The organism is Cupriavidus malaysiensis (genome assembly GCF_001854325.1).
GTDB lineage: Bacteria > Pseudomonadota > Gammaproteobacteria > Burkholderiales > Burkholderiaceae > Cupriavidus > Cupriavidus malaysiensis.
Window position 1 is genome coordinate 217,293 of sequence record NZ_CP017754.1, and the last position, 15,590, is coordinate 232,882.

Here is a 15,590-nt window from a genome sequence, read left to right on the forward strand (position 1 = left end):
GATCGGGTCAGAGTCGTTTCTGGAAGCGGGCGTAGAAAAATCCATCGTGGTCCGATGGCAGGCTGGCCTGGCCTGGTGCCCCGTCGTGGTGCCCGGTCGAGGGCAGGATCTGGCCGGGTGCCTGCAATCGTATCGCATCTGGCAGTTGCGCACCAAACCAGCGCGCCTGCTCTTCTCCCTCCGTTGGGAAAATAGAACAGGTCACATAGAGCAAGATGCCGCCCGGCTTGAGCAGCGGCCACAGTTGCGACACGATGCGGCGCTGCTCATTGACCAGGCGAGCGATATCGACCTCGCGGCGCAGCCAGCGGATGTCCGGGTGGCGGCGCACGATACCCGAGGCCGAGCATGGCACGTCGGCCAGGATGCGGTCGTACTGGCGGCCGTCCCACCAGTCTGCGGGACGGCTCGCATCGCCGACCACGACCTCGGCCTGCTGGCCCAGGCGGGCCAGGTTCTCGTGGATGCGCTCGGCGCGCTTGGCGTCGCTCTCCAGCGCCGTCACGTCGAGCCGGGCCAGTTCCAGCAGGTGCCCGGTCTTGCCGCCCGGCGCCGCGCAGGCGTCGAGCACACGCATGCCGTCGGCCACTTCGAGCAGCGGTGCCGCCAGCTGGGCGCCGGCATCCTGCACCGACACGTCGCCGCGGGTGAAGCCCGGGATCTGCGATACCGGGAAGGCGCGCACCAGCCGCACGGCCTGCGGCCCGATGGCCTTGCCGGCCAGGCCGGCATTGGCCAGGCGAGTCAGGTAGTCGGCCACCGGCACGCGCGCGGTATTGACGCGCAAGGTCATCGGCGGGCGCACGTTGGCGCTGGCGGCCAGCGCTTCCCACTGCTGCGGATAGGCCTCGCGCAGCGTGCGCAGCCACCAGGACGGCAGGTTCCAGCGCGCCTGCTCGTCGCGCTGCACCGACTGCAGCAGGGCACGCCGTTCGCGCAGGAATCGGCGCAGCACCGCATTGACGAGGCCGCGCGCATGGGCGCTCTTGGGTTCCGAAGCGGCCGCGCTGACGGCCTGGTCCACCACCGTGAAGCTGTTGTAGCCGCTGCGGCCGGGCTTGCCCGCGCTGTCCTGTTCGGCACCGTCGGCCTCGCCGTCGAGCAGCAGCGCCAGCGCCACCGCGAGCAGGGAGTCGACCAGCGCGCCAGGCGGGCGCGCCACCAGATGGGTGACGAGCGCGCGCACGGTGCCGAACTGGCGCACGGTGCGGTAGGCGAGATCCTGCAGGGCGCCGCGCGTGGCACCGTCGCGCTCGAGGTGGTATTGCGCGGCGGCGGCCTCGATGGCCTGCGGCAGCGCGCTGCCCTCGTTCACGCCGCGCACGGCGGCGGCGGCGGCAAGCATCTGGAAGGCGAGGGAGTCGGGTGGCAGGCGCATGGAAAACGGAAACCGATCAGGGGCACGGAGGCGGCGGCGCCGCCCAGAAGGAACGAACCCGCCGGTTCGGGTGGGAACGAGGCGGGCAGTTTACCCCGGATGCGGGGCCGCTTGCCGTTTTCGCGGCCGCGACGGCCGCGCTCAGGCCGGATAGGTGCCGGTGCGGGCCATCTGCATCAGGCGCGCGATGCGCTCCTCGGTGGCCGGGTGGGTCGAGAACAGGTTGGCGATGCCACCGGCCGACAGCGGGTTCATGATCATCATCTGCGCCGTGGCCGGGTGTTCCTCGGCCGCCTGGAACGGGATGCCCTGCGCGTAGCGGTGGATCTTGTCGAGCGCGCTGGCCAGCGCCTGCGGATCGCCGCTGATCTCGGCGCCGCCGCGGTCGGCTTCGAATTCGCGGGCGCGCGAGATCGCCATCTGGATCAGCGAGGCAGCCAGCGGTGCCAGGATGGCCACGGCAATGGCGGCGATCGGGTTGCTGCGGTTGCCGTTCTCGTCGCGGCCGCCGAAGAACATGGCGAAGTTGGCCAGGGCCGAGATCGCGCCGGCCATGGTCGCGGCGATGGTCGAAGTGAGGATGTCGCGATGGCGCACATGGGCCAGCTCGTGCGCCATCACGCCGCGCAGCTCGCGCTCCGACAGCACGCGCAGGATGCCGGTGGTGGCGGCCACGGCCGCGTGTTCCGGATTGCGCCCGGTGGCGAAGGCGTTGGGGGCGTCCTCGTTGATCAGGTAGACCCGCGGCATCGGCAGGCCGGCGCGCTGCGCCAGTTCCTGCACCATGCCGTAGAACTGCGGTGCGGTGCCGGCGTCGACTTCCTGCGCGTTGTACATGCGCAGGACCATCTTGTCCGAGAACCAGTAGGAGAAGAAGTTCATGCCCAGCGCCATCAACAGCGCGAACATCATGCCGTTGCGACCGCCGATCATGCCGCCGATGACGATGAACAGCGCCGTGATCGCCGCCATCAGCATGAAGGTCTTGACCCAGTTGAACATTGTCATGCGCTCCTGTCGTTGCAGTCGGCGCCGGCGTGGCCGGCGTGCTTATCTTAGATGATGGCGGACGGACGGAATTCAATCGGGGCCGGTGGTGCCGGCCAGGATGCCGTGCCGGCGGCGGCTCAGCGCTGCATCATGGCCAGGCGGGCGCCCAGGGCGATGAAGGCGGTGCCCACGGTGCGGTCCAGCCAGCACTTCAGCCGTGGCATGCGGCCGGCACGCCGCGTCAGCGTGCCCGCCAGCCAGGCCACCAGCGTGTTCCAGGCGGTCGACATCAGCACCATCACCGCGCCCAGCAGCAGGAAGGCGGCAGCCTGGTGGCCGGCACGCGCATCGACGAACTGCGGGAAGAAGGAAACGAAGAACAGGATGACCTTGGGGTTCAGCACATTGGTCAGGAAGCCCTGCATGAACAGGCCGCGCAGGCCGCGCCGCGGCGGTGGCGCGGCCTGCGCGGCGACGCCGGGGCGTTGCCACAGCAAGCGCAGTCCCAGCCACACCAGGTAGGCGGCACCGGCGTACTGGATGACACCGAAGGCCGCCGGCGAGGCCGCCAGCAGCGCGGTCAGGCCGAACGCGGTGGCAAGCGAATGCACGCAGCAGCCGGCGCTGACGCCCAGGGCCGACATCACGCCTGCGGCGCGGCCCTGGGCCACGCTGCGGCCGACGATGTAGGCCGTGTCCGGCCCCGGCGTCACATTGAGCAGGAAGACGGCGCCCACGAACAGCGGGAAGGCGGTGATGCCGAACATGGCGGGAACGCTCCGGGTGGAAGGTGGGAGGTGGCTGCGCCGGCTGTGATCATACCTGCCCGTCCGGCAGGGCGCAGCGGCTGCCCGCTGCCAGCGGCATGCCCTGCAGGAAGGACTGTGCCGCCTGGCGCCGTCCGCCCGGTCGCTGCAGTTCCGTGACGCGCAGCGCGCCTTCGCCGCAGGCGACCAGCACGCCATCCGCGTCGGCCGCCAGCACGGTGCCCGCCGGCGCGGCAGGCGCGGCGGGCGCAGGCTCGGCCCGGGCCTGCCAGCACTTGATGACGGTGTCGCCGATCTGCACGGTGGCGCCCGGAAACGGAGTGAAGGCCCGCACCTGGCGCGCCAGCACTGCCGCCGGCCGGCGCAGGTCCAGGCGCGCTTCTTCCTTGCCGATCTTCTCCGCATAGGTGACCCCGTCCGCGGGTTGCGGGGTGGCGCCCAGCGTCTCGCCGCGCGCCAGGCGCTCCAGCGCTTGCACCACCATGCGTGCGCCTTGCGCGGCCAGCTTGTCGTGCAGGCTGCCGGTGCTGTCGTCCGCCGCGATCGGCGTGGCCTCGCACGCGAGCATCGCGCCGGTGTCCAGGCCCTCGTCCATCTGCATCAGCGTGATGCCGGTCTCGGCATCGCCCGCCTCGATGGCGCGGTGGATCGGCGCAGCACCGCGCCAGCGCGGCAGCAGCGAGCCATGGATATTGATGCAGCCGTGGCGCGGCAGCGCCAGCACCTCGGCCGGCAGGATCAGGCCGTAGGCGGCCACCACCATCACATCGGGGGCGATGCCGGCCAGCGCATCGACGGCGGCGCCCGCCTCTTCCGGGTACTTGCCCTGGCGGCGCAGGGAGCGCGGCTGCAATACCGGTCCCAGGCCCTGCGCCAGCGCGTACTGCTTGACCGGGCTGGCCTGCAGCTGCATGCCACGTCCGGCCGGGCGGTCGGGCTGGCTGAGCACGGCCACCACGGGGAAACCGGCGGCGTGGATGGCTTCGAGGGCGGCGCGGGCGAATTCGGGCGTGCCGGCGAAGGCGACGCGCAGAGGCTGGACAGGTGGCATGGCAGGTTCGGCTGGTGGCGCCCGGAGGGGCGCGAAGGGGACGCGGCGCATGGCAGCGCGCCCGAGCGCAAGCGGCCGCGCGGCGGCCGGTGCGGACTGGACTTCGACGATGCGGGAAGCGTACTACGAAAGGTGCTGAGAAAGCGCTGCGGCGCCGTGCACCGCAGTTGCGCTCACATGCGGCTGCGCGTGCGCTTCTGCAGCTTGGACTTGATGCGGTTGAGCTTGAGCGGCGACAGGTATTCGACGAAGACCTTGCCGCGCAGGTGGTCGATCTCGTGCTGGATGCAGACCGCCAGCAGATCGTCCGCGTCGATCTCGAAGGTCTCGCCCTTCTCGTTGAGCGCACGCACGCGGACCCGGTCCGGACGCTCGACGCGGTCGTAGACCTCGGGCACCGACAGGCACCCTTCTTCCCACACCTTGCGGTTGTCGCTGGCCCACACCACCTCGGGATTGATGAAGACCATCAGCTCGTCGCGGCTCTCCGAGATATCGATGACCACCACCTGCTCGTGCACGTTGACCTGCGTGGCGGCCAGGCCGATGCCGGGTGCTTCGTACATGGTCTCGGCCATGTCCTTGACCAGCTGGCGGATGCGGTCGTCCACCACCGCGACGGGCTTGGCCACGGTGTGCAGGCGGGGATCGGGATAGGTCAGGATATCGAGTTTAGCCATGATGCTCGGGCGCAACGCCGGCAGCACATGCAGACCGGGCCGCGTTGCGGCAGCGGGGGTTTACATGCAGAATCGGGGCGCTAGTACAAAAATTCAAGGCGCGCCGCAGCAGGCACGCTCTCCAGGGTCAATCCGGCCGTCTCGCATGGCCGGTTCAGGAAAATGCGCAATCTTACCAAAGAGCACCGGGCGGCGCGGGGCCGCGGGCAGCATGCGCTTGTGCGCCTGCTGATGAGTGTGGCGGGCCTGGCCGCGGCAACGGGAATGCCGCTCCGGGCCACCTCCGGCGAACTGCCCGAGCGCACCGTGACGCCGGCGCAGCAGCGCACGGCGGAGGCCGCCGTGCAGGGCATACCGGCCACCGACCTGGCACCCGCCGCGCCTTCCCAGTACACGGTGCGCAGCGGCGATACCCTGTGGGACATCTCCGGCCGTTTCCTGCGCCAGCCGTGGCGCTGGCCCGAGCTGTGGGGCATGAACCGGCAGCAGGTGCGCAATCCTCATCTGATCTATCCCGGCCAGGTCCTTTACCTGCACCTGCGCGACGGCCGTGCCTGGCTGTCGACCACGCCGATCGGCGAGGGCGGCACCGTCAGGCTGTCGCCGCGCGTGCGCAGCGACGGCGCCGACGCGGCCGCCATTCCGAGCATCCCCGCCAGGGACATCGAGCCCTTCCTGACCCGGCCGCTGGTGGTGGACCAGGGCACGCTGCAGACGTCGGCCCGTATCGTCGCGCTGCCGGAGGCGCGCGTCTACCTGGGGCGCGGCGAGAATGCCTATGTGCGTGGCATCGCCGCCGCCGACGGCCTGCCCGGCAGTGACTGGCAGGTGTTCAAGCCGGTCGAGCCGGTACGCGACCCGGGTACCGGCAAGGTGCTTGGCTACCAGGCCGACTACCAGGGTAACGCGCGCCTGCTGCGCGGCCCCGAGGGGGCCGACGCCGTCGCCACCGTGAACATCACCCAGGCCCAGCAGGAGATGGGCGTCGGCAGCCTGCTGCTGCCGCAGCCTGCGCGCGAGCCGGTACGCTATGTGCCGCATGCCCCCGACGTCGAGGTGGCTGGCCGCATCGCCGCCGTCTACGGTGGCGTGCAGTACGGCGGCGCCAAGCAGGTGGTGGTGCTCAACGTCGGCGCCAATGCCGGCCTGGAACCCGGCAACGTGCTGGCGCTGTCGCGCACCGGCGAGGTGGTCAGGGACCGCACCGCGGACAACCGCAAGATCGTGCTGCCCGACGAGCGCTACGGCCTGGCCTTCGTCTTCCGTGTCTTCCCCGGCGTCTCCTACGCCCTGGTCACCGACGCCTCCAGCGTGGTGCAGGTGGGCGACAGCGCCGCTTCGCCGCGTTGACGGAGACGGGCACGCACGTCGCGCCGGCGGGCGGCACGCGCGAGCCCGCCGAGATCGCCGCCTGGCTGCGCCTGGTGGCGGCACCGGGCCTGGGGCCGGTGGGTGTGCGCCGCTTGTTGTCGGCCTACGGCCTGCCGGAGCGGATCCTGGCGCAGGACGCCGCCGCACTGGCGCAACTGGTGCCGGCTGGCAGCGTACGGGCCCTGCTGGCCGCGCCGGGCCCCGCCCTGGCCGCGCTGGTGGCGCGCACCGCCGAGTGGGCCGCCATGCCCGGCAACCATCTGCTGACGCTGGCCGACGCGGCCTACCCGGCCGCACTGCTCGACCTGGCCGATCCACCTCCCCTGCTCTACCTGCATGGCGATCTCGCGGCGCTGCGGCGGCCGGCCATCGCCCTGGTGGGCGCGCGCAGCGCCAGCGCCCAGGGCGCGCGCGATGCGCAGGCCTTCGCGCGGGCGCTGGCCGGTGCCGGCCTGTGCGTGGTGTCGGGGCTGGCCGCCGGCATCGACGCGGCCGCCCATCTCGGCGCCCTCGAGGGCGCCGGCGGCACGCTGGCCGTGGTCGGCACCGGGATCGACCAGGTCTATCCGGCGCGGCACCGCGCCCTGGCCGGACGCATCGCCGGGCACGGCGCCATGCTCAGCGAGTTCGCGCTGGGCACGCCGCCGCGCAGCCACCATTTTCCGCAGCGCAACCGGCTGATCGCGGCCCTGGCGCGCGGCGTACTGGTGGTGGAGGCGGCAGCGCGCTCGGGCTCGCTGATCACCGCACGGCTGGCGGCCGAGCTGGGGCGCGAGGTCTTCGCCATTCCCGGCTCGATCCATGCACCGTTGTCACGCGGTTGCCACCTGCTGATCCGTGATGGCGCCAAGCTGGTCGAATCGGCGCAGGATGTGCTCGAGGAGCTGGGCACCCCCGGCCAGCCGGCCGCCGAAGCCCGTGGCGCGGTCCCGCGCGGGCGGCACGCTGCCGAGGCGGGGTGCGCGCTGGGGGCTGCCCTGGGATTCGAGCCGGCCAGTCTCGACGAACTGTGCCGGCGCAGCGGCCTGGGCGCCAGCCAGGCTCTCGCCGGCCTGCTCTCGCTCGAACTGGCCGGCCTGGCCGAGCGGCTGCCGGGCAACCTGTTCCGGCGCCTGGCTTGAAGATCCACAGGGAGGCCGGCAAGGCGGCCCGGGTTCGCCCCCTTTTCCGCACAGCCGCTACAATCAAGCCAAGTCAGCCCCAGAAGGGCTTATGTTTCACTTGCCATGACCGTTTACCTCCCCGAACGCGACGCCGACGCGCTGGCGCAGGCCCTCTCCGACCGACCGCAAGGGCGGCTGGTGGCCTGCCTGTGCGCGGCGTGGTGCCGTACCTGCGGGGAGTACCAGGCGGCGTTCGCGGCCGTGGCCGCGCAGTACCCGCGGGATTGCTTCGTCTGGATCGATGTCGAAACCCATGCCGACCGGCTGGGCGACCTCGATATTGAGAACTTTCCAACCATACTGGTGCAACCGATCACTGGTGGCGCGCCGCAATTCTATGGGACGCTGCTGCCACATGCAGAAGTGCTCCAGCGCATGCTGGGGCGCGACGTTTCGATGCAAGGGACGGCGCAGGAGTTGCCGGATGTGCTCGACTGGCTGCTTGAGAGCCGCGCACACTAGATCCGGGCAGCGGCGGTGGCTGGCTTGCACCGTCGTCGAGACCGCGCTTATTATTGGCGCCTCAAAGAAGCCAGCGCCCTGTTTACATACGCCGTAGTGCAATTCGCAGGCTGCCAGAAGGTGGCCGGCAAGGACCCGTTCAATGTCAAAAGCCCTCATCATCGCGGAAAAGCCATCGGTTGCTGCCGATATCGCCCGTGCCCTCGGGGGCTTTACCAAGCACGACGAGTACTTCGAGAACGACGACTTCGTGCTGTCGTCCGCCGTGGGCCACCTGGTGGAGATCGCCGCCCCGGATGAATACGAAGTCAAGCGTGGCAAGTGGAGCTTCGCCAACCTGCCGGTGATCCCGCCGCACTTCGACCTGCGGCCCATCGCCAAGACCGAGTCGCGCCTGAAGGTGCTGAACCGGCTGATCAAGCGCAAGGACGTCACCGGCCTGATCAACGCCTGCGACGCGGGGCGCGAGGGCGAACTGATCTTCCGCCTGATCGCGCAGCAGGCCAAGGCCAAGCAGCCGGTGCGCCGGCTGTGGCTGCAGTCGATGACGCCGCAGGCGATCCGCGACGGCTTCGCGCGCCTGCGCGAGGACGAGGAGATGCTGCCGCTGGCCGACGCCGCGCGCTGCCGCTCGGAGGCCGACTGGCTGGTCGGCATCAACGGCACCCGTGCCATGACCGCCTTCAACAGCAAGGGCGGCGGCTTTTTCCTGACCACGGTGGGCCGGGTGCAGACGCCGACGCTGTCGATCGTGGTCGAGCGCGAGGAGAAGATCAAGCACTTCGTGCCGCGCGACTACTGGGAAGTGCGCGCCGAGTTCATCGCCGCCGCCGGCCTCTACGAGGGCCGCTGGTACGACCCCAAGTTCAAGAAGAGCGAGCTCGACCCCGAGGCGCGCGAATCGCGCCTGTGGAGCGAGGCCGAGGCCATGAGCATCGTCGCGGCCTGCCGCGGCAAGCCCGGCACCGTCAGCGAGGAATCCAAGCCCTCGACGCAGCAGTCGCCGGCCCTGTTCGACCTGACCACGCTGCAGCGCGAGGCCAACTCGCGCTTCGGCTTCTCGGCCAAGAACACGCTCGGGCTGGCGCAGGCGCTGTACGAGAAGCACAAGGTGCTGACCTACCCGCGTACCGATGCGCGCGCGCTGCCCGAGGACTACCTGGGCACGGTCAAGCAGACCATGGACATGCTGGCCGAGAGTTCGCACAACTACCTGCCGCACGCCAAGAAGATCCTGACCAACGGCTGGGTCAAGCCGAACAAGCGCATCTTCGACAACAGCAAGATCAGCGACCACTTCGCCATCATCCCCACGCTGCAGGCGCCGAAGAACCTGTCGGAGCCGGAGCAGAAGCTGTACGACCTGGTGGTGCGCCGCTTCCTGGCGGTGTTCTTCCCGGCCGCGGAATTCCAGGTCACCACGCGTGTCACCGAGGTGGCTGGCCATCACTTCAAGACCGAGGGCAAGGTCCTGGTCAACCCGGGCTGGCTCGAGATCTATGGCCGCGAGGCGCAGGGCAAGGACGACAAGGACGCCAACCTGGTGCCGGTGGCCAAGGGCGAGAAGGTCAAGACCGACAAGGTCGAGGCGGTGGGCCTGACCACCAAGCCGCCGGCGCGCTACAACGAAGCCACGCTGCTGTCCGCCATGGAAGGCGCCGGCAAGCTGGTGGACGACGACGCGCTGCGCGAGGCCATGGCCGGCAAGGGCCTGGGTACGCCGGCCACGCGCGCGGCCATCATCGAAGGCCTGCTGACCGAGAAGTACCTGGTGCGCGAAGGCCGCGAACTGATCCCGACCGCCAAGGCCTTCCAGCTGATGACGCTGCTGCGCGGCCTCGGCGTGGAGGAACTGACCCAGGCCGAACTGACCGGCGAGTGGGAGCACAAGCTCGCGCAGATCGAGCGCGGCCGCCTCAAGCGTGACGAGTTCATGCGCGAGATCGCGCAGATGACGCAGCAGATCGTCAAGCGCGCCAAGGAGTACGACAGCGACACCATCCCCGGCGACTACGCCACGCTGGACACGCCGTGCCCGCAGTGCGGCGGCCAGGTCAAGGAGAACTACCGCCGCTTCGCCTGTACCGCCTGCGAGTTCTCCATCAGCAAGATCCCGGGTGGGCGCCAGTTCGAGATCGAGGAAGTCGAGGAACTGCTGCTGAAGAAGGAGATCGGTCCGCTGCAGGGGTTCCGCAGCAAGATGGGCCGGCCCTTCGCCGCCATCCTCAAGCTCGGCAAGGACGACGACGGCCATTACAAGATGGAGTTCGACTTCGGCCAGAACGATGACGAAGGCGATGGCGAACCGGTGGACTTCAGCGGTCAGCAGGCCGTCGGCACATGCCCGAAGTGCGGCGGCGCGGTGTTCGAGCACGGTATGAAGTACGTCTGCGAGAACACGGTGGCCAGTCCCAAGTCCTGCGACTTCACCACCGGCAAGATCATCCTGCAGCAGGAGATCTCGCGCGAGCAGATCGGCAAGCTGCTGACCGACGGCCGCACCGACCTGCTGACCGGCTTCAAGTCTTCGCGTACCGGCCGCAATTTCAAGGCCTTCCTGGTCAAGCAGGCCGACGGCAAGATCGGCTTCGAGTTCGAGGCACGCGAGCCGAAGGCCGGGGCCAAGCCGGCGGCCAAGTCCGCGCGCGCGGCGGCGGCGGCGGACGATGGCGTGGCAACGGCCGAGAGTGCGGTGCAGAAGGCGCCGGCGCGCAAGGCGGCGGCCAAAACCACCAAGACCGCAGCGGCCAAGACCACCAAGGCCCCGGCAGCCAAGACGGCAGCGGCCAAGAAGAGCAGCAGCGGCAAGGCTGCCGCCTGAGGCCAAGGCGGCTGCCTGAGGCCAAGGCGGCTGCCGGGGGAGGATTCCCGGCGGCCCGCCCTGCGCTGCGCCAGTTTCAGGCGCGGCGGTTCTCGCCCTCGCTCAGCAGGAAATCGATGAAGGCCCGTACCTTGGTCGGCAGGAACTTGCGGCTGGGGTAGACCACGCTCACGTCGCGCCGCGGCAGCTGGTATTGCGGCAGGATGTGCGTCAGGCGCCCCGCTTCCACATTGGGACGCGCCAGGTAGGACGACAGCATCGCCACGCCCATGTCGGCCAGGGCCGCCTGGTGCGCCAGTTCGGCGTTGCTGCACAGCAGGCCTGGCCGGATCGGCACGGTCACCTCTCCTTCCGGCCCGGACAGGGTCCATTCGTGCGCCACGTTGGGCAGGCGCAGCAAGATGCAGCGGTGGTTGGCGAGATCCTGCGCGTTGCGCAGTGGCGGGTGCTGGCGCAGGTAGCCGGGCGAGGCACACAGGATGATCTCGGCCGACAGCAGCGGCCGCGCCACCAGGTGCGAGCCCAGGCCCAGGTCCGACAGCACGATGCCGATGTCGCGCCCTTCTTCCACGATGTCGACGATGCGGTCGGACAGCAGCACGTCGAACACCATGTCCGGGTACTGCTTCTGGAAGCGCGCCAGCATCTCGGGCAGCAGGTGCAGCCCGAACATCACCGGCGCGACCAGGCGCAAGGTGCCCGACAGCGACTGGCTGCGCGCGGTGACCAGCGACTCGGCCTCGTCGACGTCCTCCAGGATCTGCTGGCAGCGCTGCAGGTAGGACTCGCCGGCATCGGTCAGCGACAGGCTGCGCGTGGTGCGGTTGAGCAGGCGGGTGCCCAGGTGGCTTTCCAGGTCGGCGACGTAGCGCGTGACGACGGCGTTCGACATCTCCAATTGCTGCGCCGCACGTGCAAAGCTGCCAAGTTCAACCACCTTGGCGAAAACGCGCATCGATTGCAGCCGATCCATGACATAGTCTCCCGTCCGTTTTGCGGATCTTTACGCTATCCGGCCTATTTATTGTGAAAACTACAATCAATCATTGTCGTTGGCAATATTTATTCATATAAGGGGAATGCCTAATATCTAGCCATCGGATGCCGCACCGCAGCGAACCAATGCCGGTGAAGAGGCGTCCCAGCCTGTGGAAAGGATTAGCCATGAAGACCCAACGCTCCGCCCTGATCGCTGTCGCGACCCTCGCCGCCGCCCTGCTGGCCGCCCCCGCCTTTGCCAAGGCAGGCAAGTTCGACCCGTACACCGACGGCGCCAAGGTCGGCAAGTTCGACACCTACACCGATGGCGCCAAGTCGGGCAAGTTCGATACCTTCACCGACGGCGCCAAGTCGGGCAAGTTCGATACCTTCACCGACGGTGCCAAGATCGGCAAGTTCGATCCGTACACCGACGGCGCTGCCCTCTGACCGGTCCTCGCGACCGGCCGGCCTGCATCGCCCGGGGCGCGCCTGCCGCGCGTCCCACCGCTTTCGGCTGATCTCCACAGGCCGGCGGGAGGGGGTCACAAGCCCGCTTCCCGCATCTCATGGAGCCAACGCCCGTGCCTTCGGCACGGGCGTTTTCGTTGGCGCGGGCAAGTCCTGCGCGCCTTGCTGTCGTGCGCGCAGGGGGAGCATACGTCACCACCTCGATCATTATGCCCGACCCCGCACATGAAAAACGGGCCTGTTGGCCCGTTTCCCTGATGCGGAGCAATCGCCCGCTGGTGGTACACGAGGGCGGGAACGGGGATGCCGTTGCCTGCGCCCGCCGTGCCGCCGACGACGTTCAATCGTCGTGGCGATGCCACTTCTTGCGCTTGCCGTGGTGCCAGCGGTCGTCACGGCGCTCGTCCGCATAGGAGTTGCTGCGCGAGACGTTGCCACCCAGTGCCGCGCCGGCGCCGCCGCCCACGGCCGCGCCGACCAGGCCACCGGCGCGGCCGCCCATGGCATTGCCGGCCGCGGTGCCGGCGCCGCCGCCCAGGGCACCGCCGATGATGGCGCCGGTGCGCTCGCGGCGGTTGGAGGTGACCGCACCGCCGGCGCCGCCGCCGACCGCGCCACCGATCACGGCGCCGGTGCTGCCGCCCAGGGCGCCGCCGACCGCGGCACCGGCTACGCCGCCGAGGGCGCCGCCGAGGGCATTGTTCATATCGCCTGCAAATGCCGGCAGCGCCGGGAGCGTGGCAGCGGCCATGGCGATGGCCAGGGTCAGGTGGCGGACGGAGTGGCGGTTCATGGATTTTTCCTTGTTCGGATTGGCTCTTGCCTTACTTGTCGCCAGTGTAGAGAAGCGTTCTCCGCTTTGCTGTAACGACCTGTAAGCCCTGTAACGTCTGCGGATTCTTGCGTGCAAAGAAAAAGACGGCTGCTTGCGCAGCCGTCTTTTCGTCACGTCATCAGCCTTGTGCCGCCGGCGGCGCCTGAGGGGCGGCGCCGCGGCCCGGCTTCAGCAGCACCTGCCGCCCTGCCCGCCGCCGTAGCGCGCCTGCTGGCGCTCGCGGAAGAACTCTTCATAGCTCATCGGCTTGCTGTCGGGGTGGGCGTTCTGCATGTGCGCCACATAGGTCTCGTAATCGGGCAGCCCGACCATCAGGCGCAGCGACTGGCCGAGGTAGCGGCCGAAGGTCTCCAGTTGCTCCAGCATGGCGATTCTCCCTGCCGCGCTCAGCCGCGTGCCGAGGCACCGGACGGCAGCGGCTCGAACGGCGTTTCCTGGTCGGTGCGGCGTCCGACCTGGCGTGCCTGCAGAGCGGTCTTGAAGCCGTAGAACACGATCGACAGCACTACCACCATGAAGAGCGCGCACAGGCCGGCATCGAGGTAGTCGTTGAAGACGATGCGGTGCATCTGCTCCATCGACTTGGCCGGTGCCAGCACCTTGCCGGCGGCGATGGCATCGCTGAACTTGGCGGCGTGTGTCAGGAAGCTCACCTTGGGATCGGCATCGAACAGCTTCTGCCAGCCCGCGGTCAGCGTGCAGACCAGCAGCCACACGGTCGGCAGCAGCGTGACCCAGGCGTACTGGCCGCGCTTCATCTTGACCAGCACGCAGGTCGACAGCACCAGCGCGACCGCGGCGAGCATCTGGTTGGAGATGCCGAACAGCGGCCACAGCGTGTTGATGCCGCCCAGCGGATCGACCACGCCCTGATAGAGGAAGTAGCCCCAGGCGGCCACGCACAGGGCCGTGGCGATCAGGTTGGCCGGCAGCGAATCGGTGCGGCGCATGGCCGGAACGAAGCTGCCCAGCAAGTCCTGCAGCATGAAGCGGCCGGCGCGCGTGCCGGCGTCCACGGCGGTCAGGATGAAGAGCGCCTCGAACAGGATGGCGAAGTGGTACCAGAAGGCCATCATGGCCTGGCCGCCGACCACCTGGTGCAGGATGTGGGCGATGCCCACCGCCAGCGTCGGCGCGCCGCCGGCGCGCGAGATGATGGTGTTCTCGCCGACGTCCCTGGCGGTCTGCAGCAGCACGTCAGGGGTGATCACGAAGCCCCAGCTCGACACCACCTGCGCCACCGATTCCGGCGAGGTGCCGATCACCGCGGCCGGGCTGTTCATGGCGAAGTAGACGCCCGGCTCGATCACCGAGGCGGCCACCAGCGCCATGATGGCGACGAAGGACTCGGCCAGCATCGCGCCGTAGCCGATGAAGCGCGCATGCGATTCGTTCTCCAGCAGCTTGGGCGTGGTACCCGAGGAGATCAGCGCATGGAAGCCCGACACCGCGCCGCAGGCGATGGTGATGAAGAGGAAGGGGAACAGGTTGCCCGACCACACCGGACCGCCGCCCTGGGCGAACTGGGTGAAGGCCGGCATCTTCAGCTCCGGCGCCACGACCAGGATGCCGATGGCCAGCGCGATGATGGTGCCGATCTTCAGGAAGGTCGACAGGTAGTCGCGCGGCGCCAGCAGCAGCCATACCGGCAGCACGGCAGCGATGAAGCCGTAGACGATCAGCATCCAGGTCAGCGCCTTGCCGTCGAAGGTGAACAGCGGCGCCAGCGCCGGGCTCTCGTGCACGTACTGGCCGCCGATGATGGCCAGCATCAGCAGCACGAAGCCGATCACCGACACTTCGCCGATGCGCCCCGGACGGATGTAGCGCGTGTACAGGCCCATGAAGATGGCGATGGGGATGGTCACGGCGACGGTGAAGGTGCCCCAGGGCGAGCCGGCCAGCGCCTTCACCACGATCAGCGCCAGCACCGCCAGGATGATGATCATGATCATGAAGCAGCCGAACAGCGCGATCAGGCCGGGCACCGTGCCCATCTCGGATTTGACCAGGTCGCCCAGCGAGCGGCCGTCGCGGCGGGTGGAGATGAACAGGACCATGAAGTCCTGCACCGCTCCGGCGAACACCACGCCGGCCAGGATCCACAACATGCCCGGCATATAGCCCATCTGCGCGGCCAGCACCGGGCCGACCAGCGGGCCGGCGCCGGCGATGGCGGCGAAGTGGTGGCCGAACAGCACGGCCTTGTTGGTGGGTACGTAGTCGAGCCCGTCGTTATGGCGCCAGGCCGGCGTCATGCGCTTGGGATCGAGCTGCATCACCTTGTCGGCGATGAACCTGCTGTAGTAGCGGTAGGCGATCAGGTAGATGCAGACCGCGGCGACCACGATCCACAATGCGCTGACGGCCTCGCCGCGTGCGAGCGCCACGGTGGCGAAGGCGAAGGCGCCGAGGACGGCGACGGCCAGCCACACCAGGTGTTCCCCGATGCGATTCATATGAGAGTCTCCTCAATGGGTGCCGATGAATAATAGGTCCGCCACGCCGTCCTGGATCGCCATCTGGCGCTGAAGCGTCGTTTCCGACGAAACATCGGAATCGCGAGCAATCAGCTAAGGATTTGTACCCTCCACATTAGGAAAGTACTTGGCAAGATCAGAAA

Annotated in this window: 14 protein-coding genes; 5 read left to right on the top strand and 9 right to left on the bottom strand. The window is 69.0% G+C overall.

Going from position 1 to position 15,590, the window contains the following annotated elements; genetic code table 11:
* Positions 1 to 7 precede the first annotated feature (7 nt).
* The 5 genes from rsmB to def all read right to left on the bottom strand — a co-directional run bounded on the left by rsmB (position 8) and on the right by def (position 4,866).
* Positions 8 to 1,378: a 16S rRNA (cytosine(967)-C(5))-methyltransferase RsmB gene (gene rsmB, locus BKK80_RS00945; RefSeq protein ID WP_071010458.1), complete on the bottom strand. Its 1,371-nt coding sequence runs from the start codon at positions 1,376 to 1,378 to the stop codon at positions 8 to 10.
* Between the two features lie 141 nt (positions 1,379 to 1,519).
* Positions 1,520 to 2,380 (bottom strand): zinc metalloprotease HtpX, encoded by an 861-nt coding sequence (gene htpX, locus BKK80_RS00950; protein WP_071010459.1) that lies wholly within the window; start codon positions 2,378 to 2,380, stop codon positions 1,520 to 1,522.
* A gap of 125 nt (positions 2,381 to 2,505) precedes the next feature.
* On the bottom strand, positions 2,506 to 3,135 hold the full coding sequence (locus BKK80_RS00955) for a LysE family translocator (RefSeq protein WP_071037725.1): 630 nt from the start codon (positions 3,133 to 3,135) through the stop codon (positions 2,506 to 2,508).
* Positions 3,136 to 3,184: 49 nt separating this feature from the next.
* On the bottom strand, positions 3,185 to 4,186 hold the full coding sequence (gene fmt / locus BKK80_RS00960; RefSeq protein ID WP_071068440.1) for a methionyl-tRNA formyltransferase: 1,002 nt from the start codon (positions 4,184 to 4,186) through the stop codon (positions 3,185 to 3,187).
* 173 nt (positions 4,187 to 4,359) lie between these two features.
* Complete coding sequence (gene def, locus BKK80_RS00965; protein WP_071010462.1) at positions 4,360 to 4,866, bottom strand: peptide deformylase; 507 nt, start codon at positions 4,864 to 4,866, stop codon at positions 4,360 to 4,362.
* Positions 4,867 to 5,028: 162 nt separating this feature from the next.
* Here def and BKK80_RS00970 point away from each other — a divergent pair, with 162 nt between their 5' ends.
* From BKK80_RS00970 to BKK80_RS00985, 4 genes are all read left to right on the top strand, one after another.
* Positions 5,029 to 6,216: a LysM peptidoglycan-binding domain-containing protein gene (locus BKK80_RS00970; protein ID WP_071068441.1), complete on the top strand. Its 1,188-nt coding sequence runs from the start codon at positions 5,029 to 5,031 to the stop codon at positions 6,214 to 6,216.
* A complete protein-coding gene (dprA, locus tag BKK80_RS00975) occupies positions 6,213 to 7,358 on the top strand; it encodes a DNA-processing protein DprA (protein ID WP_071010464.1) in 1,146 nt (381 codons plus the stop codon). The genes BKK80_RS00970 and dprA overlap by 4 nt, the downstream gene beginning before the upstream one ends.
* A 105-nt stretch (positions 7,359 to 7,463) precedes the next feature.
* Complete coding sequence (locus BKK80_RS00980) at positions 7,464 to 7,862, top strand: thioredoxin domain-containing protein (RefSeq protein ID WP_071010465.1); 399 nt, start codon at positions 7,464 to 7,466, stop codon at positions 7,860 to 7,862.
* A gap of 142 nt (positions 7,863 to 8,004) precedes the next feature.
* Positions 8,005 to 10,683 carry a DNA topoisomerase III gene (locus BKK80_RS00985; protein ID WP_071010466.1) on the top strand — a complete coding sequence of 893 codons (2,679 nt, stop codon included), beginning with the start codon at positions 8,005 to 8,007 and terminating at the stop codon, positions 10,681 to 10,683.
* Between the two features lie 76 nt (positions 10,684 to 10,759).
* On the opposite strand, the gene BKK80_RS00990 is transcribed toward BKK80_RS00985, so the two are convergent.
* Entirely contained in the window at positions 10,760 to 11,656 is an 897-nt protein-coding gene (locus BKK80_RS00990; RefSeq protein WP_071010467.1) for a LysR family transcriptional regulator, read from the bottom strand.
* Between the two features lie 191 nt (positions 11,657 to 11,847).
* On the opposite strand from BKK80_RS00990, the gene BKK80_RS00995 reads away from it, so the two are divergent.
* On the top strand, positions 11,848 to 12,111 hold the full coding sequence (locus BKK80_RS00995; protein ID WP_071010468.1) for a hypothetical protein: 264 nt from the start codon (positions 11,848 to 11,850) through the stop codon (positions 12,109 to 12,111).
* 361 nt (positions 12,112 to 12,472) lie between these two features.
* Here BKK80_RS00995 and BKK80_RS01000 read toward each other — a convergent pair whose 3' ends face one another.
* From BKK80_RS01000 to BKK80_RS01010, 3 genes are all read right to left on the bottom strand, one after another.
* On the bottom strand, positions 12,473 to 12,925 hold the full coding sequence (locus BKK80_RS01000) for a hypothetical protein (RefSeq protein ID WP_071010469.1): 453 nt from the start codon (positions 12,923 to 12,925) through the stop codon (positions 12,473 to 12,475).
* 210 nt (positions 12,926 to 13,135) lie between these two features.
* Positions 13,136 to 13,333 (bottom strand): YbdD/YjiX family protein, encoded by a 198-nt coding sequence (locus tag BKK80_RS01005; protein ID WP_071010470.1) that lies wholly within the window; start codon positions 13,331 to 13,333, stop codon positions 13,136 to 13,138.
* 20 nt (positions 13,334 to 13,353) lie between these two features.
* Positions 13,354 to 15,426: a carbon starvation CstA family protein gene (locus tag BKK80_RS01010; protein ID WP_071037721.1), complete on the bottom strand. Its 2,073-nt coding sequence runs from the start codon at positions 15,424 to 15,426 to the stop codon at positions 13,354 to 13,356.
* Between the last annotated feature and the right edge of the window lie 164 nt (positions 15,427 to 15,590).